The organism is Staphylococcus sp. GW821-FHT11H10 (genome assembly GCF_058807855.1).
In genome coordinates, this window is record NZ_JBXARC010000020.1 from 14114 (window position 1) to 39446 (window position 25333).

General features: G+C 33.4%; 15 protein-coding genes and 1 other RNA gene. 14 read left to right on the forward strand and 2 right to left on the reverse strand.

The features are described from left to right. Window positions 1–24 precede the first annotated feature (24 nt). The 5 genes from AC1RRU_RS09985 to AC1RRU_RS10005 all read left to right on the forward strand — a co-directional run bounded on the left by AC1RRU_RS09985 (window position 25) and on the right by AC1RRU_RS10005 (window position 5889). Window positions 25–2727, forward strand: a complete 2703-nt coding sequence (locus AC1RRU_RS09985; protein ID WP_011275752.1) for a helicase C-terminal domain-containing protein — start codon at window positions 25–27, stop codon at window positions 2725–2727. Between the two features lie 110 nt (window positions 2728–2837). Continuing rightward, the gene (asnS, locus tag AC1RRU_RS09990; RefSeq protein ID WP_011275753.1) at window positions 2838–4130 is read left to right on the forward strand and encodes an asparagine--tRNA ligase; all 1293 of its coding nucleotides are present in this window, start codon (window positions 2838–2840) and stop codon (window positions 4128–4130) included. 89 nt (window positions 4131–4219) lie between these two features. Beyond that, complete coding sequence (locus AC1RRU_RS09995; protein ID WP_011275754.1) at window positions 4220–4906, forward strand: DnaD domain-containing protein; 687 nt, start codon at window positions 4220–4222, stop codon at window positions 4904–4906. Continuing rightward, a complete protein-coding gene (nth, locus tag AC1RRU_RS10000; protein WP_011275755.1) occupies window positions 4896–5555 on the forward strand; it encodes an endonuclease III in 660 nt (219 codons plus the stop codon). Before AC1RRU_RS09995 ends, nth begins: the two co-directional genes overlap by 11 nt. 4 nt (window positions 5556–5559) lie before the next feature. Next, entirely contained in the window at window positions 5560–5889 is a 330-nt protein-coding gene (locus tag AC1RRU_RS10005; RefSeq protein ID WP_011275756.1) for a YpoC family protein, read from the forward strand. A 162-nt stretch (window positions 5890–6051) separates the two neighbouring features. Here AC1RRU_RS10005 and AC1RRU_RS10010 read toward each other — a convergent pair whose 3' ends face one another. Next, window positions 6052–8331 carry a transglycosylase domain-containing protein gene (locus AC1RRU_RS10010; RefSeq protein WP_016931250.1) on the reverse strand — a complete coding sequence of 760 codons (2280 nt, stop codon included), beginning with the start codon at window positions 8329–8331 and terminating at the stop codon, window positions 6052–6054. After that, window positions 8328–8954, reverse strand: coding sequence for a Holliday junction resolvase RecU (gene recU / locus AC1RRU_RS10015; RefSeq protein WP_016931249.1), 627 nt, complete (start codon window positions 8952–8954; stop codon window positions 8328–8330). Before recU ends, AC1RRU_RS10010 begins: the two co-directional genes overlap by 4 nt. Before the next feature lie 304 nt (window positions 8955–9258). On the opposite strand from recU, the gene AC1RRU_RS10020 reads away from it, so the two are divergent. The 9 genes from AC1RRU_RS10020 to AC1RRU_RS10060 all read left to right on the forward strand — a co-directional run. After that, complete coding sequence (locus AC1RRU_RS10020; RefSeq protein WP_011275759.1) at window positions 9259–9597, forward strand: DUF1798 family protein; 339 nt, start codon at window positions 9259–9261, stop codon at window positions 9595–9597. Window positions 9598–9607: 10 nt separating this feature from the next. After that, the gene (locus AC1RRU_RS10025; protein WP_011275760.1) at window positions 9608–10171 is read left to right on the forward strand and encodes an SLOG family protein; all 564 of its coding nucleotides are present in this window, start codon (window positions 9608–9610) and stop codon (window positions 10169–10171) included. A 10-nt stretch (window positions 10172–10181) separates the two neighbouring features. Then, on the forward strand, window positions 10182–10520 hold the full coding sequence (gene gpsB, locus AC1RRU_RS10030) for a cell division regulator GpsB (RefSeq protein WP_053023308.1): 339 nt from the start codon (window positions 10182–10184) through the stop codon (window positions 10518–10520). Between the two features lie 133 nt (window positions 10521–10653). Next, window positions 10654–11037: RNase P RNA component class B (gene rnpB / locus AC1RRU_RS10035), an RNA gene on the forward strand. A gap of 116 nt (window positions 11038–11153) precedes the next feature. After that, a complete protein-coding gene (locus AC1RRU_RS10040) occupies window positions 11154–12287 on the forward strand; it encodes a THUMP domain-containing class I SAM-dependent RNA methyltransferase (protein WP_037558748.1) in 1134 nt (377 codons plus the stop codon). A 165-nt stretch (window positions 12288–12452) separates the two neighbouring features. Continuing rightward, the gene (locus AC1RRU_RS10045; RefSeq protein ID WP_493196584.1) at window positions 12453–13091 is read left to right on the forward strand and encodes an SDR family oxidoreductase; all 639 of its coding nucleotides are present in this window, start codon (window positions 12453–12455) and stop codon (window positions 13089–13091) included. 231 nt (window positions 13092–13322) lie between these two features. After that, window positions 13323–16766, forward strand: coding sequence for a dynamin family protein (locus AC1RRU_RS10050; protein WP_016931247.1), 3444 nt, complete (start codon window positions 13323–13325; stop codon window positions 16764–16766). A 16-nt stretch (window positions 16767–16782) separates the two neighbouring features. Then, window positions 16783–17661, forward strand: a complete 879-nt coding sequence (locus AC1RRU_RS10055; protein ID WP_016931246.1) for a 5'-3' exonuclease — start codon at window positions 16783–16785, stop codon at window positions 17659–17661. 386 nt (window positions 17662–18047) lie between these two features. Beyond that, the coding region (locus tag AC1RRU_RS10060; protein WP_493196585.1) for a YSIRK-type signal peptide-containing protein at window positions 18048–25333 on the forward strand (7286 nt) is incomplete at its 3' end.

A 25333-nucleotide genomic window follows, 5' to 3' on the forward strand; every position in this document is an offset into this window, starting at 1 on the left:
ACATGAAGATAAGGAGAGTTAGTTATGGGACACACAAGTTATGCAGTTGTAGATCTAGAGACAACTGGCAATCAACTTGATTATGATGAAATTATACAAATTGGTATTACTTTTGTAAGTAACAATAAAATATCTGGGACTTATCATTCTATGATTCGTACTGATTTGGATATTCCACCATTTATCCAAGCATTGACTTCTATTGAAGATACCATGTTAGAGCAAGCCCCTTATTTTCATGAAATTGCACAAGAAATTTACAAACAATTGAAAGATCGTGTGTTCGTTGCTCATAATGTTGATTTTGACTTAAATTTTATAAAAAAGGCCTTTCAAAACTGTAATATAGATTTTAAACCTAAAAAGGTCCTGGATACGTTAGAATTATTTAAAATTGCTTATCCTACAGATAAGAGTTATCAACTTAGTGAATTAGCAGAGGCACACGACATACCCTTAGACAACGCACATAGGGCTGATGAAGACGCTACTACTACTGCATTACTAATGATTAAAGCCTTTCAAAAGTTTGAACAACTACCTATAGATACATTAAAACAACTCTATTATTTAAGTAAAAATTTAAAATATGACTTATTTAATGTCTTGTTTGAAATGGTACGTCAACATGAAAATTCACCTTTAGATAATCAATACGGTCAATTCGAACAAATAATTTATAAAAAGCAAATTGATTTAAAAGCGCCTAAAACATCATTTAATGGATCACTTAAAGATTTGTATAGTGAAGTAGTTAAATCACTTAATCTAACATATCGTCCACAACAACTATATTTATCTGAAATCATCCTAGAGCAACTCATGCACAATGATAAAGCGATGATTGAAGCTCCTTTAGGTAGTGGAAAGTCATTGGCATATCTTTTGGCAGCATTGATGTATAACATTGAAACTGGACGTCATGTCATGATTTCGACTAATACTAAACTGTTGCAAAATCAACTTTTGCTAAAAGATATTCCGAGTATCAATCAAGCACTAAACTTTAAAATTAATGCCACACTTATAAAAAGTAAATCTGAATACATTTCACTTGGCTTAATTAGTCAGATTTTAAAAGATGAAACTACCAACTATGAAGTTAATATTTTAAAAATGCAATTATTGACCTGGATTATCGAAACGGAAACTGGAGATATTCAAGATTTAAATCTTAAAGGTGGTCAGAAAATGTATTTTGACCAAAAGATTGAAACTTATGTACCAGTTAGACATGATATGCATTATTACAATTACATCAAACGAAATGCACATCATATTCAAATCGGAATCACTAATCATGCACATCTCATACACTCAGACCAAGAGAATTCAATTTATCAACTTTTCGATGATTGTATAATTGATGAGGCACATCGTTTACCTGACTATGCATTAAACCAAGTCACTAATGATCTCGATTATTCAGATTTAAAATATCAACTTGGTTTAATAGGAAAAAATGAAAATGAAAAATTATTAAAAGCGATTGATAAACTAGAACAACAACGAATTTTAGAACGTTTAGATATCGCACCGATAGATGTATTCGGTTTAAAAATGAATATATCAGAAATACATGATTTAAATGAACGTCTATTTAATCATATATTCGAAATCATTCAAAACTCTGACGTTTATGATGATGATATACATCGACACCATTATGTATTTGAATTTGATTCAACTCAGATACTTAAAGATTTGCATTTGATTGTTGATAAGATAAATAAGACATTAGAAATTTTTAATGGTATGACGCACAAAACGATTAAGACTTTACGCAAACAACTTTTATATATTAATGATACTTATCGAAATATAGAGCAGAGTTTAAAAGATAAACATACTGCGTACTTATCCATTAGGAATCTAACTCAAAAGTCAACTATTAAATTGATTGTTAAAGATTATGCAGTTCGTGATATTTTAACGACTCGCGTTTTAGATAAATTTAATTCATTAACATTTATTTCTGGAACATTGACGTTTAATCATAAGTTTGATGCCTTTAAAAATTGGTTTAAAGAAGATGTGCATTTTAACACGTATCAAGTTCCATCGACACTATCTAATCACGCGAATACGAACGTGTATATTCCTAGTGATGTTAGTTCTTATAACTTCAAAAATATCGATGATTACGTAGCATCTATAGTGGATTATATTCAAGAGTATGTAACAATCACTGATTCGAAATGTTTAGTGTTATTTACAAGCTACCGTATGATGCACATGGTACAAGAGTTATTAAATGAATTACCCACTTTTGAAGACTATGTAGTACTTACACAACAACAAAATCAAAACTATAAAATTGTTCAACAATTTAATAATTTTGATAAGACAATTTTACTTGGCACATCAACGTTTTTCGAAGGTTTTGATTATCAAGCTAAGGGTATTAAATGTGTTATGATAGCTAAACTTCCATTTATGAATAAATACAATACGAAACATTGGCTTATGGATTCTGAATTTGATTCTACCTTTAAGGACTATGTTTTACCTGACGCAGTTACTCGTTTTAGACAAGGTTTAGGTCGTTTAATTCGCAATGAAGATGATCAAGGGTTGATTGTCTCTTTTGATGATCGTCTTGTAAGCAGTAACTATAAAAACTTTTTTGCTCAAACTTTAGAAAATTATAAGCAAAAAAAGGGCGACATTAAACAATTCAGCAAACTTGTTAACAAAATCCAACATAATATTGATGCTAATAAATGATTCAAACTGTTATACATTGAGATAGCGTGTTCACATGCTAGAACTTCACAATTTATTTTGTTAAAATAAATAAGTATTGATTACAAAGAATGACAATTAGGAGATTGGTTATGAAAACAACGATTAAACAAGCTAAACAACATCTTAACCAAGAAGTGACTATTGGTGCTTGGTTAACAAATAAACGTTCAAGTGGCAAGATTGCCTTTTTACAATTACGTGATGGTAGTGGCTTTATGCAAGGTGTAGTGGTTAAATCAGAGGTTTCTGACGAAACATTCCAACTAGCTAAAGAAATTACACAAGAATCATCACTTTATGTGACTGGTGTTATAACAGAAGATAACCGTTCAGATTTAGGCTACGAAATGCAAGTGAAATCAATTGAAGTTATTCACGAAGCACATGATTATCCAATTACACCTAAAAATCACGGTACTGAATTTTTAATGGATCATAGACATTTATGGTTGCGTTCAAAAAAACAACATGCTGTTATGAAAATCAGAAATGAAATTATTAGAGCAACATACGAATTCTTTAATGAAAATGGATTCACTAAAATTGATCCTCCAATCTTAACAGCAAGTGCTCCAGAAGGAACAAGTGAATTGTTCCATACTAAGTACTTTGATGAAGATGCATTCCTTTCTCAAAGTGGTCAATTATATATGGAAGCAGCTGCAATGGCTCATGGTCGTGTATTCTCATTCGGACCAACTTTCAGAGCTGAAAAATCTAAAACTCGACGCCATTTGATTGAATTCTGGATGATTGAACCAGAAATGGCATTTACAAATCACGTGGAAAGTTTAGAAGTTCAAGAACAGTATGTATCACATGTCGTTAAATCTGTACTTAAAAATTGTCAATTAGAACTTAAAGCACTAGATCGAGATACGAGCAAACTTGAAAAGGTTTCAGCACCTTTCCCAAGAATTTCTTATGATGATGCAATTAAGTTCTTAAAAGAAGAAGGTTTCAATGATATTGAGTGGGGCGAGGATTTCGGTGCACCACATGAAACTGCTATTGCAAATCATTATGATTTACCGGTATTTATTACAAATTATCCAACTAAAATTAAACCATTCTATATGCAACCAAATCCAGAGAATGAAGAAACTGTTTTATGTGCAGATTTGATTGCACCAGAGGGTTATGGTGAAATCATTGGTGGTTCTGAACGTATTAATGATTTAGAATTATTAGAACAACGTATAGATGAACATCAATTAGACGCTGAAAGTTATAACTATTATTTAGACTTACGTCGTTATGGTAGTGTGCCACATAGCGGATTTGGATTAGGGTTAGAAAGAACTGTTGCTTGGATTTCTGGTGTGGAACACGTAAGAGAAACTGCTCCATTCCCACGATTATTAAATCGTTTATATCCATAAGTTCTAATCCCACATACCATATTAATTTACTCGTCCAGTCAGCATGTTGACTGGACGCTTTTTCAACTTTAAAGAGGAGGAATATCAATTTGAATAAAATTCAACTCAAAACACGTCCTGTCGTCGTTAGAAGAGAATTATTTGACCATTATAGTGAATTAGGACTGACAGAAAAAGATTTAATTGTTTTAATTAAATTGATTTATGCCTCTGAAACATCAAATAAACAACCATCCATCGATGAATTGAAATTAGGCTCAGATATGGAACCACGTGAAATAACTAGCATCATTCAGCATTTAATTCAAAGGGATTTATTGCAACTTCATGTGAAAAAGGACGAAGAAGGTAAATTTACGGAATATATGAATTTAGATGGTTTCTATGAAAAATTAAGCAATATTTTATCTCAAGATCATTCAAAACAACTAACAAATCAAGCTCAACAAAATTTTAAAGATCTTTTCCAATATATAGAATCCTTGTTTGCTAGACCTATTTCACCATATGAAATTGAAACACTTAATCAATGGATTGACGTAGACAAGCATGACTTTACTTTAATTAGAGCAGCGTTAGATGAAGCATATAGTCATGATAAACTTAGTTTCAAGTACGTAGATCGTATATTGTTAAATTGGAAAAAGAATAATGTCACAACTACTGAAGAATCTAAGAAAATAAGAGAACAATTTAACAAGCCATCTATGACACATACGGTTAATCATATACCAAAATTTGATTGGTTAAATGGGGAGAAGTTAGATGATAAGTAAGAAGAAAGCACTAGAAATGATAGATGTCATAGCTGATATGTTTCCAAATGCAGAATGCGAGCTCAAACATGATAATGCTTTCGAATTAACAATTGCAGTCCTTTTATCAGCTCAATGTACCGATAATTTAGTAAATAAAGTTACACGTACGCTTTTTCAAAAGTATAAAACGCCTCAAGACTATTTAAATGTGGATATCGAAGAACTGCAAAATGATATACGTTCGATTGGCTTATATCGTAACAAAGCGAAAAATATACAAAAGCTATGTCAGTCACTACTCGAACAATTCAATGGTCAAATTCCGAGTACTCATAAAGAATTAGAAAGTTTAGCTGGAGTCGGTCGTAAAACAGCAAATGTTGTTATGAGTGTAGCTTTCGATGAGCCATCATTAGCAGTTGATACGCATGTTGAACGTGTTTCTAAGCGACTAGGAATTAATAGATGGAAAGATAATGTAACACAAGTAGAGGATAGATTATGTAGTATCATTCCAAAGGAAAGATGGAGTAGAAGTCATCATCAACTTATCTTCTTTGGTCGCTACCATTGTTTAGCTAGAAAGCCTAAGTGTGACATATGTCCCTTACTAGATGATTGTAGAGAAGGGCAAAAACGTATGAAAGGACAATTAAAGGAAGCTTGATTAAATGATTAATAAACAAGAATTTGAAGAAATTGAAGAGTTACTTGATGAATACACTAAACAAAGAGCATTAAATTCACCAAACGCTAAGCCAGTAATCGATAAGTACTTTGACTTAATAATTCGATTTTTTAAAGAAATTAATGAAGTTGAAACTATTAATTTCAAATTATTAGATCAATACCCAGTAGTTCCAATGAACTTTGAAGAACGCTATCAATATATGTTAGTTAGAAAATATCACTTTATGGGTTATAGTCAAATGAAGACTTTAAAAAGTGAGTTAATCAAAATGAATGCGTCTTACCAAATTAGAAGAAAGCGACAAAGTTAATACTATAACAGTAAGTAGCCAGTAAAATGAGTTATTTAATTCATCTACTGGCTATATTTATATTCAAATAATTAATTTTGTATCAATGAATATAAAGAAAGGCAATTTCTATTTGATGTAATAGAAATTGCCTTCTTTTAATTATTTAACATTTCAAAAACACTATGAGGACTTTTTAAAATCGAAAATACTATTTAAATTAAAGATGTTTGAAAGTGTACTTCCGACAGTATTAGTACCTTGTGTTGTTGAATTATTGTTTGTAGTTCCTGAATTAGTATTGCCACTATTATTAGTGTTACTAGTATTAGAATTACTTGAGTTATTTGAATTATTTGAGCTATTTGATGAACTTGAGCCACTGCTACCATTTACTTCACGATTAGTCGTGTTGTTATCTGGATGACCACTTACTGATAAATTATCAGCACTTGAGCCGTTAACTGAATCTGGTTTCTTGAAGTCACCATCATCACTTGAAGTAATATCAGACATAACATCCTCATATAAATATTGTGGATATTCTTGTTCTGAGTGACCTAAGAATGAGTTAACGCCACCTTCTTTAATTTCACTGAAGCCCATCCAGATAGACATTGTGTATTTAGGTGTGAAACCATTAATCCAAACGTCTTTTGCAGCGTTATCAGGTAGGTTATATTGTTGGTTAATTTCAGTACCATAAGTACTTGTACCAGTTTTAGCACCCATAGTAACGCCTGATACGCCATGTCCATAGGCTGAACCATAGGCTTTGAATGTACCTGTAAGCATTTCAGCTAACATATAAGAAGTGTAGTCTTTCATAGCTTTATGACTTGTATGGTCAAACTCAATTGTGTCATCATCAGCTGTTACAACTTTTTGGATAGAATGTGCGTTATTGTAAGTACCACCGTTAGCAATTGCTGCGAAAGCAGATGCTAATTGAGTAGGTGAGAACTCAGAAGCGCCACCACCAAGTACATCAGAAGGACCGATGTCACTTTGATAATCTAATCCAACTTTTGATGCGAATTTCTTAACTGCATTATCTCCAGCTTGTGAATTAACTTGTTGCCAAGTTTTAAGCGCTGGAATGTTGAAACTTTGTCTTAACGCATCATACGCAGTTACAGTACCATGTCCATTTCCATCATAGTTACGGAATGTACCACCATCAATTGAATAGCTTGATTCGTCTTGAATTGCATGATTCGTAGCCCATTGCATGTTTTCAATAGCTGGACCATAAGCTAAGAACGGTTTCAATGATGAACCAGTTAAATGCGCATCAGTTGCAGCGTTATTGTCAACAACGTCTTTGAAGTTACGACCTCCAGAAATTGCGACTAAGCCACCAGTCTTACTATCAAGAATTGTAGAACCAACACGTTGGTCTTCATTTTTATAGTAATTACCGTTATCTATACGATCTTGTAATGTTTTTTGAACATCTTTGTCCATATTTGTGTAAATCTTAATTCCACTTTGAAGAACATCACTCAAGTTTTTATTCTTGAATTCTTTATTATTCATCAATTCAGATTTAACAAAGTTTACATATGAATCGTATTCTGAATCAGAGTTATCAGTGCCAATTTGACGTTCCTTAGCTGTACGATCTACTAAATTAGCTTTTAAGTTAATTTTTTTAGCAGCATTATACTCTTTATCAGAAATTCTGTTGTGATAATGCATTAAGTAGAGTACAGTGTTTTTACGATTTTCCGCTTGTTTAGGGTTGTCGTAAATATTATAAAGGTTAGGCACCTGTGGTAAACCTGCTAAATATGCTTCTTCCGCAAGATTTAAATCTTTCAAATCTTTATTGAAGTAATATTTAGCTGCAGCTTTAACGCCATAAACACCATCTGAATAATAAATTTTATTTAAGTACATTTGGAAGATTTCATCTTTACTGTACTCTTGTTCTAGACGGTAGGATAGGTAAGCTTCTTGTGCTTTACGTCCGATAGATTTCTCTTCACTTAAGAATGCTCGTTTAACTACTTGTTGTGTTAAAGTAGATGCACCTTGTGAACCAAATCCACCAGTCAAGTTTTTACCAATGGCACCAAATAAACGTTTATAGTCAATTGCACCGTGGTCATAGAATCGGTTATCTTCAGTTGCTAACACAGCATTTCTCATATTTTTAGGAACATCTTTTAACTCAACATGTTCTCTTCTTGCGCCGTTATCTAATTTTTTTACTAAGTCACCATTTCTGTCGTAAATTTCTGCCGGTTTAGGATCTTGTAATTTAGATTCGGTAAATGCAGGAGCTTTCCATGCATAATACGCAAATAATAAAATGCCTAATAGAACTAAAACGATAAAGGCAATTAATAAAAAGCCAATAATCTTGATAATCGTTCTTTTCACATTCTTATTCTTTTTTGCTTTGGACTTCCCATTTTTACCATTTTTAGGTTGAGAAGATCCTTTATTTTCCGTCATACGCGGTCCTCACTTTCATCTAATATCAACTTATCAACTGCATTGAGGTAATTTAATCTTGGTTGATACTGATAAGGAATATAGTAACTATTTTTTCTTATTTCTTCAACTGTTATTGATTTTTTTATTTCATTTTTATATCTATCCCAATATTTTTGAAATTTGGAAAATGGCAATAAATATACTTCATCAAGTAATTTAAATCTTATAATTAAAAATACAATTCCTTTTTGAAGAAATGCATTTTTCATATGTTCTACTTGATGATCATGAATATTATTCAAAGGAAAAGATGTTTTATTTTTAGTTTCCTTTGCTTCAAAATCAATATAATAGCCATTATATACGCCATTATAATCAGTAGTTGAAGGTGTACGAAAGTAAGCCTCATTTATAACTGCTTTACTTCGCTTGGGATAATGAACATTAACGATTTGAACAGGTGTTGGCTTTTTATGAATAACCGCTTTACCATGTTTTAAATAATAATCATTAGAAAGTTCAATATCCTTTTCAAGAGTCATACCACGGCCACCATATTCTATATTACTAGAATTCGATTTACCATTTCTTCCGACCATAGTCGTATTTCCCTTAAAAGGTTTACCATTAGGGTAATTCATTTAATTCACCACACAAGTTTGAATTCATATAATAGTGGTTATGTAAAACTTACACTAACTAATACTATTAATAATCATTTACGAAAAAATGATTATATGTTCAAACTATGATAGATAATAATAGAAATAGACAAATAAGTCTTTAATCTTATCTATGAATTTCATTATTAATCTACTTTATTTTAACGTTAATTAACTAGTAAAACAATATTTCAATGTATTTATCCTGTTTATATGGCTAGCAATTTGAATGACGGTTAGATTAAATTATGATAAATTAAATTGAATATAAGGGGGCGTCTTCATGGATACTATGTTGATAAATGATTTAATCAATGAATTACATACAATAGAAGATCGCTATAATATTGTTAAAAATTCCGAGACGAACTATGATTTTTATGAAGTAGTTTACCCTTATTCGCAAGCGATAGACACTAAGTTAGAAAATCTCATTAAATTAAAACCCCAGATTATTCAATTGAGTTATATGAATGCTAATAAGTTTGATTTACTAATTAAGTCATATAAAGAACTATCAGTAGATTGTCACTTTTATAGAACAAGCAAAAAGCTTTTTAATGAGAAGTTAAAAGCTGTTAACTACGATTTAAATTATATTTATCAAACTATTGAAGGGTGATGTTGAGCATTTGAAAACTGTGTATGTAACAGGGTATAAATCTTTTGAACTAAATATTTTCAAAGATGACGCACCTGAAGTGTATTATTTAAAAGCTTTTATCAAACATAAATTATTACAATATATTGATGAAGGGCTTGAGTGGGTACTTATTCAAGGACAACTTGGTATTGAATTATGGACTGCTGAAGTAGTTATTGATTTGCGAGTTGAGTATCCCGATTTAAAATTAGGAATTATAACGCCTTTTTATGGGCATACTTCTAAGTGGAATGAACAGAATCAAATGAAGTATAATAAAATTGCTCAAGAAGCTGATTTTATGGAAAGTGTACATCATACCGAATATGAAGGACCATTTCAATTTAAACAAACAGATCAGTTTATGTTAGATCATACAGATATGACTATACTTATTTATGATGAAGAGCAAGAAGGAAGCCCAAAATTCTTTAAAAGGATGTTAGTTGATTTTATAAATAAAACAAACTATACTTGTGATATTGTGGCATTTGATGAACTCACTGATTTTATAAATGATATGCAGTGGGAGCAAGATCAAAGTTTCGAATGAGGTGGAAAAAATGGCAGATGTTTCTTTAAAGCTTTCAGCAAAAGATATCTATGAAAAAGATTTCGAAAAAACTATGGCCCGTGGTTATCGTCGTGAGGAAGTAGATGCTTTTTTAGATGATATCATTATAGATTATCAAAAAATGGCTGATATGAATAATGAAGTTGTAAAATTGTCTGAAGAAAATAACAAATTAAAAAAAGAAGTTGAAGAATTAAGACTAAGAGTGGCAACATCAAGACCTTCTGACAATAAATCATTTTCTTCAAACAACTCAAGTTCATCAAACAATAATGTTGATATTTTGAAACGAATTTCAAACTTAGAAAAAGCTGTTTTTGGAAAGTAATTTAACTTAGCTTAATTAATGAGTGTTATCAATTGGATATTTATTGAAAAATGTTAAGTATTCAATTAGCAACAGATATTCTATAAAAATATCTGTTATAGTATAAAATATTATGATATAATCGCAAAAGTGATATTTTGGGTAATCGCTATAGAAATATAGAGGAAAGTCCATGCTCACACAGTCTGAGATGATTGTAGTGTTCGTGCTTGATGAAACAATAAATCAAGGCATTAATTTGACGGCAACGAAATAACCTAAGTCTTATGATATGGTTAAATTAGTTTGAAAGTGCCACAGTGACGTAGCTTTCATAGAAATATGAAGGGTGGAACGCGGTAAACCCCTCGAGTGAGCAATCCAAATTTGGTAGGAGCACTTGTTTAGCGGAATTCAACGTATAAACGAGACATCTTTATTCGAAATATAAAGATTTGTAGACAGATGGTTACCACCGACGTACCAGTACAACTAGTGTACGTTATGAGTACAACGGTACAGAACATGGCTTACAGAAATATCATGAACTAGTTTAGCTCTCCCATTGATTGGAGAGCTTTTTGTTTTTTACTCATACATAATAAATAAATTTTGTTAACATATAAATATATTTATAAAAAAGGAGAAAACGTAATGTTCCAATTATTAGCAGTTTGTCCAATGGGATTAGAGGCTGTTGTAGCCAAAGAAATCCAAGAACTCGGTTATGAAACACAGGTTGAAAATGGACGTATCTTTTTTGAAGGTGATGCTAAAGCTATTGTGCAATGCAATTTATGGTTACGCACAGCTGATCGTATTAAAATTGTTGTAGGTCGTTTCAACGCTTCAACATTTGATGAACTTTTTGAAAAAACAAAATCGCTACCTTGGGAAAACATTATTGATAAAGAAGGGCAATTCCCAGTTCAAGGTAGAAGTGTTAAATCAACACTGTATAGTGTACCAGACTGTCAAGCTATTACTAAAAAAGCAATTGTTGAACGTTTAAAGAAAGCTTATGATGAAAAAGGCTGGTTAAATGAAAGTGGTGCTAAATACCCTGTTGAGGTAGCTATTTTAAAAGATAATGTATTATTGACTATCGATACCTCAGGTTCAGGTTTGAACCGTCGTGGATATCGTATTGCTCAGGGGGAAGCTCCTATTAAAGAAACCTTGGCAGCGAGTCTAGTACGACTTGCCAATTGGAAGGGAGATACGCCTTTTATAGATCCTTTCTGTGGTTCAGGTACTATTGCCATAGAAGCATGTTTAATCGCTCAAAATATTGCACCAGGGTTCAATCGAGATTTTGTTTCTGAAGAATGGAATATTATGCCTCCCAATATTTATGATGATATGCGAGATGAAGCTGATCAACAAGCTAATTACGATAAAGACATTCGAGTGTTTGCATCAGATATAGATCCTGAAATGGTTGAAATTGCTAAACGTAATGCTGAAGAAGTCGGTTTGGCAGATATAATCCAATTTAGTGTTAAAGATGTGAATACATTAACAATTGATACCGATGAACCAGTAGCTTTAGTTGGAAACCCTCCATATGGTGAACGAATTGGAGATAGGGAAGAAGTCGAAGAAATGTATCGTTATATTGGTAAATTAATGAATCAACATTCACATTTATCAACTTACATCTTAACTAGTAACAAGGAATTCGAATTTTTAGTTAATCGAAAAGCTACTAAAAGAAGAAAATTATTTAACGGCTACATTGAATGTACTTATTACCAATATTGGGGTAAAAAGCCAACTACTATATAATTTTTATTAAATTTGTAAATTTTTCTTAATGTATCTAATAATATTTAATTAATTTAATCAATTCATTAGCACTCTTATTATTACTGATGTAAAGTGATAATAAGAGTGTTAAATATAGATACAAATACATAATTTTATATACATCTTAGTAAGGAGAGAAAAAATATGCAAACAGTATTAATAATAGGCGCAAATGGTAAGGTCTCTATCGAGGCTACTAAATTATTTTTAGAGGATTCTAATTTTAATGTCGATTTATTTTTAAGAAATGCGCATCGAATTCCTGATTACGCATCAAATCGAGTAACAGTTTATGAAGGTGATGCTAAAAACTCAAAAGATTTAGAGCAAGCACTTGATAAAGTTGATGTTGTATTTGCTAGTCTATCTGGATCACTAGATATCGAAGCACAAGCTATTGTAGATGCTATGTCTAAAAAAGATGTTAAACGATTAATCTTTGTAGCTGCCCCTGGTATTTACGATGAATTACCAGCTAAATTTAATGAATTTAATAAATCTCAATTTGGAGATAAATTGACAAAATATCGTAAAGCTGCAGATATTATAGAAGCATCAACATTAGATTATACAATTATTCGTCCAGCATGGCTTACATTTAAAAATGAGACAGATTACGAAGTTACATCGAAGGATACTCAATTTAGAGGAACAGAAGTTTCAAGACGCAGTATTGCAAGTTTAGCTGTACGTATAGCGAAAAACCCAGAACTATATTCTAAAGAAAACATAGGTGTTAATATACCAAACACTGATGGAGATAAACCAGCTTGGTTCAAATAACTATTCTTTATATTTGTTTCAAACTATTGTTGTGATAAAATTTAATAAATAGGTAGCTAGTCAGAAATAATAATTAAAGTTTTTACTTTAGTAAGTATAATTTTTGTTGAGTAAACTTAAATAGTATATTTAATTTTAAATCTGCCTACCAGATTAAGAATAGCCTGTTACATTAAGTATGTCTCAGGCTGTTACTTTTTTTTTGAATGTTTGAAACAAAGGGGACTTAGCATGACTAATAATGAACAATTAGATATTTTATATAAATTAAAAAAAGAAGTTGAAAAATCAAAAAATTCAACTTTAATACATACTATTAATCAAGTAATAAAAAAGGTATATTTAAATCAATATACCGCTTCTTTTGTTGGTCACTTTTCGGCGGGGAAATCCACATTAATTAACTTATTATTAGAACAGGATATTCTTCCAAGTTCACCAGTACCTACCACAAGTAATACTGCAATCGTATCTGTTGCAGATAAACAAGAAATTATAGCTAATTTAGAAAATCAACAATATACAAAATTAAAAACATATGACGAAGTCAAAAAAATGAATCGTTTAAATGTAGATGTAGAGTCTGTTGAAATTAATTTTCCTTCTTCAAAATTCAAAAATGGTTTTACGCTTCAAGATACACCTGGCGTAGACTCAAACGTAGCTACACATCAGTCTACAACTGAACAATTCATGTATACCAGCAATATTTTGTTCTATACAGTAGATTACAATCATGTACAATCTGCATTAAATTTTCAATTTATTAAAAGAATGAATGATGTAGGTATACCAGTCATTTTTATCATTAATCAAATCGACAAACATAATGAAGATGAAATTACTTTTGAAACTTTCAAACAAAGAGTCAATAAATCAATAGAAGATTGGGACATTAAACTTACAGATATTTTCTATGTGACAAAATTTGATCATCCCGAAAATGAACTTTCACGTCTTTCTCAATATTTAGTAGAGAAAGATAATTATAGAGAACCTATTGAGAACTATGTAAATCGTACAGTTAAGTTTATTACAGAGGCTCAATTAGGATATATTCAAAATGAACTACAATACATTCTAGAACAGCTTAATATAAATGAAGATGAATTTGAACAAGCCTATGCTAAATTTCAACAAAATCAAGCCGTTAGTGAAGAAGCTCGACTCTTAAATAATCCTGATCAATTACTAAGTTTTTTAAAGCAAAAGCGAAAAGATATATTAGATAATGCATACATTATGACACATGACATGCGTGAAGATATTAGACATTATCTTGAAAGTATGAGTGATGATTTTAAAGTTGGCGGCCTTTTAAATAAAAAGAAGAAAAAGCAAGAGGAACAAGAAGCACGTTTACAGAATGTTGTTTCAAAACTTCAAGACAAAGTTAATCAACAAATTCGACAACCATTGCGAGAGGACATGTCATTTTTAACGCGTTTTATTAATAGCTCTGAGGTTAATCATGATGTATTAAATCAACATTACGAAATAGATTCAAGTTTATTTTCCAATTTATATCAACCTCAAACGAGTATAAGTAATACTTATGTACTTACTTTTAGTGATGAAGTGCTTAAAGCAATTACTAATTTTGTAGAAAAACAATCCAATCCGTTATTTAATCAAGCGATTGATCATACACAAGCTCAAGGTTTAACAGAAGAAACTAATGATGATCTACAGATATATGAGCATTATATTGAATTACAAAATTTAAAAGAATCTCTAACTACTAAAAATTATCAACATTATTATATCCATATGGATGACTCTTTAGATAAATTAATAGGTAGAACTGAAGCAAACTATATAGTAGAAAGCAATGATCAAGTTTTAGAAAAAGAAGAGAAAGCCTCTGATGAAAATTCAAATGAGCGTAATACTAAAAAGGTTAACATTCAAGAAGCATTAAACATTATTGAACCTGTACCATTATTTGATAGAACAAAAAATGATATTAAAGATACGTTAGAACGATTAGAAAATAAACTTGTCAAAATTGGTGTATTTGGTACGTTCAGTGCAGGAAAAAGTAGTTTAATTAATGCCTTATTAGGTGGGCAATACTTAGTAAGTTCACCGAATCCTACAACTGCAGCTACGACTGAATTATCTTACGGTGAGGATAGTCAAATCACACTTAAAACTGAAGAACAACTATTAAATGAACTTAATCAACTCATTGAATACCATAATGTTTCTTTCGAATCACTCGAAGCATTTGTCCAATCTGATGTACAACAATTAAAAAACAAATTAGAAAAGAACCAACTTGCTTTTGTAAGTGCAGCTCACAAACATTTTTCTATGTATAAAGATATGTTGGATGAAGGTGTGAAACATACGATTTCTCAAGAGGAAATAAAAAAATGGAGTGCTGAAGATGAGTTTGCTACTTTTGTTAAAACTGTGCACATCAATTTACCATTAGAATGGTTGAAAGGAAAAATAATCGTTGATTCACTAGGCTTACATTCAAACAATCAACGTCATACAAATGAAACTGAACAAATTTTAACTTCATCCGATTTAATTTTATATGTGAGTTATTTTAATCATTCATTTACAGATAATGATAAAAACTTCATCGAACATATGAAAGAGATGAATCAACTTAATGAAAATCAAGCATTTAAAATGGTTATCAACGCTGTAGACCTTGCAGAAAACAGTGATGATTTAGCTGCGGTAAAACATTACGTTAAAGATGCTTTAACTCAAGTAAACTTGAAGTCAGATATCTTTGGTGTTTCAAGTAGACAAGCATTGAGAGGGAACGATGAAGGTATTAATCAGCTGCGTCATAGCATTGACCAATTTGTAGAAGTTGATTCAAATATAATTTTAGAGCAACAAATGGTTAAACAACTTGAGCAAATCAATATTTCTTTCGAAGAGATGATTCATGATTATAAAACTAACCAATCTCATATTGAACAACGCCAGCAACAATTGAAGAAATATCAAAATGAACAAAGGTTACCGAATCAATTGCTATTTACTACCGAACAACATACTAATAATGAAGTTGAAGATCAGATTTATCATTTAAATGGCAGATTAAAATTACAATTATTGGATGATGTTAAAAGTATATATAATAGTCAGATGACTCAAAATAGTGATTTTAATGACGAAAAGAAAATATCTTCTAAAGCATTTTTAGATCAAATACATCAACGACTATATTTAGAACAAAGTTTATTAGTTGAACGAATTAAGAAATATTATAATCGTCAACTTAGCGAACAAGTCGCACCGACAATCCAAAAATTAAATCAATTGCATGTATTTATTAATACTGATTTTTCAATTATGCCTAATTTTACCGAAAAGGCATTCTTGCGTGTTGATTTAAATGATATGATTAATGCTTTACCTAAACAATTAACGAAACGTCGAATTTTGAATCCAAATACTCAACGAGAGTTACAAGAACTAATCAGTTCAAATACGTTAGAGTTATTGCAAAATCAAATTAGTGAATTTAGACAGGCATTGATTCAGTATGTTGCTTCAATGAATAAAGAAGCTGAAGAGAAATTAGCGCAAATTGAGGATGAGATTCAAGATCAAATCGATGAATTATTATCATTTAATTTAGACAATACATTAATCGAGCAATTACGTATTGCGAATCAAAAATTAAACGCACTATTAAAATAGAAGGAAGGCACAAAATATGGAAAATCGTGTCCTATTAGTAGATGGAATGGCTTTATTATTTAGACATTTCTATGCTACAAGTTTACACAATCAATTTATGTATAATTCAAAAGGTATACCAACTAACGGAATTCAAGGTTTCGTTAGACATATCTTCACAGCAATAAATGAAATCAATCCTAGTCATGTAGCCGTATGTTGGGATATGGGACAATCCACTTTTAGAAATGATATGTATACTGACTATAAGCAAAATCGTCCAGCACCACCAGAAGAGCTTATTCCACAGTTTGACTACGTCAAAGAAATTTCAGACCAATTTGGATTTATAAATGTTGGAATGACTAATTATGAAGCTGATGATGTGATAGGAACTTTGGCAAAAACATTTTCTGATAATAACGAGGTCCACATCATCACTGGAGATAAAGACTTATTACAATGCATTAATAATAATGTAGAAGTTTGGTTAATAAAGAAAGGATTTAATATTTATAATCGTTATACCTTAGCTCGTTTTAATGAAGAATATCAGTTAAATCCACAGCAACTAATTGATATTAAAGCTTTTATGGGTGATAGTGCAGATGGATATCCCGGTGTAAAAGGAATAGGGGAGAAAACAGCCCTCAAATTAATTCAAACCTATGGAAGTGTTGAAAATGTACTTTCAAATATAGATCAATTGACACCTGCACAACGCAAAAAAATTGAAGCTGACAAAGATAATTTAACTTTATCTAAGCGATTGGCTGAAATATATACCGAAGTGCCACTTAATAGTGTGGAGATTTATAGAGATATGGCTTATGCACACTCATTAAATCAGATACTTTCAATTTGCAATGAACATGAACTTTATGTTTCTGGAAAATATATATCAACAAAGTTATAACTTAGGACAAAGACTCGAGACTGTAATATGTTTCGAGCCTTTTTTAACTACATTTAAATGATGTTCAATATATATTTTTTTTATATTAATAATTAAAATTCTAATTCACACACAATTAAATTAATGCTACAATTAAACAGAACAACTATTGAATTGTTCATTTCAAAAATGATAATTGAAATTTAATACCCGAGAGGAGTTATAAAACTTTTGTCGAGTAATTTTTTATGCTCTAATATTAAGCAAAAATTCAGACAATATTCATGGTAACTTAATTATCAATCCATTTGATATTGAGCTATGTGTTATCGGAATTCCTTTTCAAAAAAATACTCATAACATCAACATCAAGAATATACAACATAGAATAGGAGAGAAGCGCATCAATGAATTATCGAGATAAACTACAAAAGTTCAGTATTCGTAAGTATGCAGTAGGAACTTTCTCAACATTAATCGCCACGTTAGTATTTCTAGGAACGCATACTGATCAAGCCCATGCGAGTGAAAATACCAACGCGGCAGTTGAAAAAGCACAGCAAAATACTGAATCCCAAACATCCCGAGACAAAAATAGTAATCCAAATGATGCAATAACAATTCAAAATGATCAAACTTCTGATCAAACTGTAGAAATTAATAAGCAGTCAAAATTTGTAGACAAAACATCTACAGAAAAAAAGGCTTTAGAAACTCAAACAAGCGAAAAAGAAATTACTAATTCGACATCAACATCTATTAAAGAAAAAATAGAAGAAAGTTCGCCAGTTACTAAAGAAGAAAAAACAAATGAACTGAAAGAAAAATCTTCACCAATCGTAGGGACGCAATCTTCGAATCAAAGTAAACAGAAAGTTAAATTCTCTAGTTCAAAATCAGTTAAACAAATTGATGATAAGATAGATACACCTAGAGAATCTAAGTCGGATAACAGACAGAAAATTGATAGCAAAAACATTTCTAAACTGACAAATCTTACTCAAGAAATTCAAAGTAAATTATTAGAAGTTGAAACTATAGAACCTTCAAATCCTAACATTGAAGAAGCGAAAAAATTAACTGTAGAAAGTAGTAGTTTCACTCAATCTAGTAATGTTTCGCAACAATCACTTTTAGACTTAGTTACAAGATTAGAGCAAACACGTAATTCATTAGCAAATGTGATTACTCGTTCTCAATCAGGTAAACGCGATCCAAGAAACGGTCAACAAATTGAAAAAGGGACTAATTTTAGATTTACAACTTTAAATGGTCGTTGGAATGCCGGTAGAAACGTCATTGTGTACCAACGTAACTATGCGTCATTACCTGATGGTAGGGCGTTAGGTACTGGTCAACAAAAAAACGGTGTAGAAGGTATAACTTCTAGAAAGACCGTTATGCGTGCTTATTATAAACATGAAGGTAATTCAAAATACTTAGTTTATGATGTATTCTTCAATAATGACGGCGTTAACTTTATATCACCTGGATCACAACAACGTTTAGGTATGGCTTTGCTATTACCATATAAAGTAATGAAATTGAATTCAGATGGTTCGTTCGCTAGCGATTCAGTTAGAAATCTATCTTACGCAGCTTACGAAAAAAGAAGTGGTAGAAATAGTCTATTAAGTGAATCACCTAGCGATTTTATTATCGATCCAGATAATAGTACGCAAACGATTGATATGCTAAGAAGTAATCAGCATGATTTTGGTCATACAACATTTTATCTTAGTTTCGGTGTTCGTCCAGGTAGAAGCTTTAATAGTGATGCGAACGAATATTTCCATTCTAATAGAAATAACCCTGATTTGAGAAAAGCTGTTGAAGACCAACGAGGCATTTTTAGTGGATGGAACTATGGTATTGGTATTCAAGTCGACCCTAACCATCCAGAAGGTGCTAATCGAGCGTATCACATGCATCTTGAAGTTAAATTAAGAGATAATGTAACAACTGCCGAGCTTGAAAATGCTTGGTCATATGCCAATACAGCTGCTATGGGTGGTGTAAGTAAATCTGCTTATACAGTTTTATCAGGTCGTATATTACCTGAAGATGGTGCACTGCCATCTATCGAGAACCAACCACCTGTGAAACCAACAATTAACTCTGATTTAGTAGGCAAAGCAACAACGACAACAGTTATTGATGTATCTACAGATCCGAATACTAAAGTAGAAATTTTCGATAAAAATGGCAATAAAATTGGTACAGGTACAACAGATTCTAGTGGACATGCATACATTACGCCAACTCGTCCTATACCTGAAGGTAATGTCACTGCGAAAGCATATAATCACAGCGATGAATCAAAAGTTTCAACATCTGATCCTAAATTTGCAACTGACACAATTCCACCTACAACACCTGTAATTAACACAAGATTAGTTTACAAAGCTGGTACATTAACACCGATTGATGTTTCTACTGATCCAAATACACAAGTTGCATTAATAGATAAAAATGGTCGTATTTTTGGTGCAGGTACAACAGATAGTAGTGGTCATGTAATAATTACGCCAGATCGTGTTATTCCTGAAGGTAATGTGACTGCCAAAGCAACTGATAATGCTTTACATCCAAATAGTTCGGTTTCGATACCTGTTCAAGCAACAACGCTTATACCTGTGATGAAACCAGTAATTAATACAGATGTTGCGGGTAAAGCTTTCTCTTCACCAGTTATCGACATTACATCTACTCCAAATACGCGAGTTGAGCTATTAGATAAAAATAATAATGTCATCGGTCGTGGTATTACTAGCTCTAACGGACATGTTAATATTACACCTGATCATTATCTTTTCGAGGGTAATATCACAGCGAAAGCATATGATCAAACTGATGAAACTAATAATGCAACATCTGATCCAAGACACGTTACAGATACAACACCACCTAGAAAACCAGTAATTAATACTAACTTAGTTAATAAAGTAGGGACACGAACACCTATAGATGTTTCTACAGATGTATTGACTAGAGTAGAGATTTTTGATGAAAATGGTAAAAGTTACGGTGTAGTTCTTACTGAAATGGACGGTCACGGTATTATTACGCCAAGAGAGCCACTACCTTTAGGAAAAATCTATGCACGTGCTACAGATGGTGCAGAAACACCTAATTCAATTGATTCTGATCATGTACCAGTAACAGATACTATTCCACCAACAGTTCCAACTGTTGATACAGATTTAACAGGAAAAGCGACTACTTTAACTCCTATAACTGTCACTACTGATCCAAATACACGAGTGGATTTAATTGATAAAAATGGGCATATTATAGGTACTGGCACAACAGACGGAAATGGTCATGTCATCATTACTCCTACAACTCCAATTGTCGAAGGTAATGTCATTGCTAAAGCTTATGACCCTGCTAACAACGTTTCAACGTCTGCACCTAGAAAAGCGACGGATACTACACCACCAACTAAACCTAGAGTTACTTCACCTTTAGGAGGAAAAGCAGGTACGACTGATCCTGTTACAGTTACAACTGATCCGAATACGAATGTTCAATTATTAGATAAAAATGGGCAGATCATAGGAACTGGAACTACAGATAGTTCAGGTCGTGTCAATATTACACCAACAAGACCTATTCCAGAAGGTAATGTTACGGCTAAAGCAATTGATAATGCGGAACATCCGAATAGCTCTACATCTGATCCTGTTAAAGCAACTGATACAACGCCACCGACTAAACCTAGAGTGACAACACCGTTAGGTGGAAAAGCGACTACTTTAACACCTGTTGAAGTAACTACGGATCCAAATACAAGTGTTCAATTATTAGATAAAGATGGTCGTGTGATTGGTTCGGGTACGACTGGTGCTAATGGACGTGTTACAATCACGCCAACTCGTCCTATTCCGGAAGGTAATGTCACTGCCAAGGCGACTGATAATGCAGAACATCCGAATAGCTCTACGTCTGATCCTGTTAAAGCAACTGATACAACGCCACCGACTAAACCTAGAGTGACAACACCGTTAGGTGGAAAAGCGACTACTTTAACACCGATTGAAGTAACTACGGATCCAAATACAAGTGTTCAATTATTAGATAAGGATGGTCGTGTGATTGGTTCGGGTACGACTGGTGCTAATGGACGTGTTACAATCACGCCAACTCGTCCTATTCCGGAAGGTAATGTCACTGCCAAGGCGACTGATAATGCAGAACATCCGAATAGCTCTACGTCTGATCCTGTTAAAGCAACTGATACAACGCCACCGACTAAACCTAGAGTGACAACACCGTTAGGTGGAAAAGCGACTACTTTAACACCGATTGAAGTAACTACGGATCCAAATACAAGTGTTCAATTATTAGATAAGGATGGTCGTGTGATTGGTTCGGGTACGACTGGTGCTAATGGACGTGTTACAATCACGCCAACTCGTCCTATTCCGGAAGGTAATGTCACTGCCAAGGCGACTGATAATGCAGAACGTCCGAATAGTTCTACGTCTGATCCGGTCAAAGCGACGGATACGACGCCACCAACGGAACCAGTTGTGACAAATGATTTAACTGGTAAAGCGACTACTAAAACACCGATTACGGTTACAACGGATCCAAATACTCATGTTGATTTACTTGATAAAGATAATCATGTAATAGGTTCAGGTACGACGGATAGTAATGGTCGAGTTACAATTACACCGACGGTGCCTATCCCTGAAGGTAATGTACGTGCTAAAGCGACTGATAATGCGGAACATCCAAACAGTTCACTTTCTCAACCGAAAAAAGCGACTGATACAACACCTCCAGGTAGCCCAATCGTTAATACTGATTTAACTGGTAAGGCAACAACTAAAACTCCAGTTGATGTATCTTCTGATCCGAATACTCGTATCGAGTTACTAGATAAAGATAATCATGTGATTGGTTCAGGTACGACTGGTGCTAATGGTCATGTCATCATTACGCCAACTCAACCTATACCGGAAGGTAATGTTACTGCGAAAGCTTACGATAATGCAGAACACCCAAATGTCTCAACTTCTGCACCTAAAAAAGCGACAGATACTACACCTCCTACGGAACCAGTTGTGACAAATGATTTAACTGGTAAAGCGACTACTAAAACACCGATTACGGTTACAACGGATCCAAATACCCATGTTGATTTACTTGATAAAGATAATCATGTAATAGGTTCAGGTACGACGGATAGTAATGGTCGAGTTACAATTACACCAACGGTGCCTATTCCTGAAGGTAATGTACGCGCTAAAGCGACTGATAATGCGGAACATCCAAACAGTTCACTTTCTCAACCGAAGAAAGCGACTGATACTACACCGCCAGGTAGCCCAATCGTTAATACTGATTTAACTGGTAAGGCGACTACTCGAACACCTGTTGACGTATCTTCTGATCCGAACACTCGTATTGAGTTACTAGATAAAGATAATCACGTGATTGGTTCTGGTACGACGGATAGTAATGGTCGAGTTACAATTACACCAACGGTGCCTATCCCTGAAGGTAATGTACGTGCTAAAGCGACTGATAATGCGGAACATCCAAACAGTTCACTTTCTCAACCGAAAAAAGCGACTGATACTACACCGCCAGGTAGCCCAATCGTTAATACTGATTTAACTGGTAAGGCAACAACTAAAACTCCAGTTGATGTGTCTTCTGATCCGAACACTCGCATTGAGTTACTAGATAAAGATAATCATGTGATTGGAACAGGTACGACTGGTGCTAATGGTCATGTCATCATTACGCCAACTCAACCTATACCGGAAGGTAATGTTACTGCGAAAGCTTACGATAATGCAGAACATCCAAATAGTTCTACATCTCAACCGAAAAAAGCGACCGATACTACACCTCCTACGGAACCAGTTGTGACAAATGATTTAACTGGTAAAGCGACAACTAAAACACCGATTACGGTAACAACGGATCCAAATACTCATGTTGATTTACTTGATAAAGATAACAACGTGATTGGTTCTGGTACGACGGATAGTAATGGTCGAGTTACAATTACACCAACGGTGCCTATCCCTGAAGGTAATGTACGTGCTAAAGCGACTGATAATGCGGAACATCCAAACAGTTCACTTTCTCAACCGAAAAAAGCAACTGATACAACTCCGCCAGGTAGCCCAATTGTTAATACTGATTTAACTGGTAAGGCAACAACTAAAACTCCAGTTGATGTGTCTTCTGATCCGAACACTCGTATTGAGTTACTAGATAAAGATAATCATGTGATTGGTTCTGGTACGACTGGTGCTAATGGTCATGTTATCATTACGCCAACTCAACCTATACCGGAAGGTAATGTAACTGCAAAAGCTTACGATAATGCAGAACACCCAAATGTCTCAACTTCTGAACCGAAAAAAGCGACTGATACAACTCCGCCAACGGCGCCTGTAGTTACTAGCGATTTAACTGGTAAAGCGACAACTACTGATCCTGTTGAAGTTACTACAGATCCAAATACGAAAGTAGAATTACTAGATAAAGATGGCAATGTTATCGGTTCAGGTACAACCGATAATACGGGGCATGTCATGATTACACCGACGAAACCTATTCCTGAAGGTAATGTCACTGCGAAAGCTTACGATAATGCAGAACATCCAAATAGTTCTACATCTCAACCGAAAAAAGCGACCGATACAACGCCGCCAACGGCGCCTGTGGTTACTAGCGATTTAACTGGTAAAGCGACAACTACTGATCCTGTTGAAGTTACTACAGATCCGAATACGAAAGTGGAGTTACTAGACAAAGATGGCAATGTTATCGGTTCAGGTACAACCGATAATACGGGGCATGTCACGATTACACCGACAAAACCTATTCCTGAAGGTAATGTCACTGCCAAAGCGACCGATAATGCAGAACATCCAAATAGTTCTACATCTCAACCGAAAAAAGCGACTGATACAACGCCGCCAACGGCGCCTTTAGTTACTAGCGATTTAACTGGTGAAGCAACAACTACTGATCCTGTTGAAGTTACTACGGATCCGAATACGAAAGTGGAATTATTAGATAAAGATGGCAATGTTATCGGCTCGGGTACAACTGATAATACGGGGCATGTCACGATTACACCGACGAAACCTATTCCTGAAGGTAATGTTACTGCGAAAGCTTACGATAATGCAGAACATCCAAATAGTTCTACATCTCAACCGAAAAAAGCGACCGATACAACGCCGCCAACGGCGCCTGTGGTTACTAGCGATTTAACTGGTAAAGCGACAACTACTGATCCTGTTGAAGTTACTACAGATCCGAATACGAAAGTGGAGTTACTAGACAAAGATGGCAATGTTATCGGTTCAGGTACAACCGATAATACGGGGCATGTCACGATTACACCGACAAAACCTATTCCTGAAGGTAATGTCACTGCCAAAGCGACCGATAATGCAGAACATCCAAATAGTTCTACATCTCAACCGAAAAAAGCGACTGATACAACTCCGCCAACGGCGCCTTTAGTTACTAGCGATTTAACTGGTAAAGCAACAACTACTGATCCTGTTGAAGTTACTACGGATCCGAATACGAAAGTGGAATTATTAGATAAAGATGGCAATGTTATCGGCTCGGGTACAACTGACAATACTGGTCATGTCATGATTACACCGACGAAACCTATTCCTGAAGGTAATGTTACTGCGAAAGC

Excerpts from the sequence above, each read along its gene's own strand:
- AC1RRU_RS09985 (WP_011275752.1), top strand. The coding sequence starts at position 25 with ATGGGACACACAAGTTATGCAGTTGTAGATCTAGAGACAACTGGCAAT.
- asnS (WP_011275753.1), top strand. The coding sequence starts at position 2,838 with ATGAAAACAACGATTAAACAAGCTAAACAACATCTTAACCAAGAAGTG.
- nth (WP_011275755.1), top strand. The coding sequence starts at position 4,896 with ATGATAAGTAAGAAGAAAGCACTAGAAATGATAGATGTCATAGCTGAT.
- AC1RRU_RS10005 (WP_011275756.1), top strand. The coding sequence starts at position 5,560 with ATGATTAATAAACAAGAATTTGAAGAAATTGAAGAGTTACTTGATGAA.
- AC1RRU_RS10010 (WP_016931250.1), bottom strand. The coding sequence starts at position 8,331 with ATGACGGAAAATAAAGGATCTTCTCAACCTAAAAATGGTAAAAATGGG.
- recU (WP_016931249.1), bottom strand. The coding sequence starts at position 8,954 with ATGAATTACCCTAATGGTAAACCTTTTAAGGGAAATACGACTATGGTC.
- AC1RRU_RS10020 (WP_011275759.1), top strand. The coding sequence starts at position 9,259 with ATGGATACTATGTTGATAAATGATTTAATCAATGAATTACATACAATA.
- gpsB (WP_053023308.1), top strand. The coding sequence starts at position 10,182 with ATGGCAGATGTTTCTTTAAAGCTTTCAGCAAAAGATATCTATGAAAAA.
- AC1RRU_RS10040 (WP_037558748.1), top strand. The coding sequence starts at position 11,154 with ATGTTCCAATTATTAGCAGTTTGTCCAATGGGATTAGAGGCTGTTGTA.
- AC1RRU_RS10045 (WP_493196584.1), top strand. The coding sequence starts at position 12,453 with ATGCAAACAGTATTAATAATAGGCGCAAATGGTAAGGTCTCTATCGAG.
- AC1RRU_RS10050 (WP_016931247.1), top strand. The coding sequence starts at position 13,323 with ATGACTAATAATGAACAATTAGATATTTTATATAAATTAAAAAAAGAA.
- AC1RRU_RS10055 (WP_016931246.1), top strand. The coding sequence starts at position 16,783 with ATGGAAAATCGTGTCCTATTAGTAGATGGAATGGCTTTATTATTTAGA.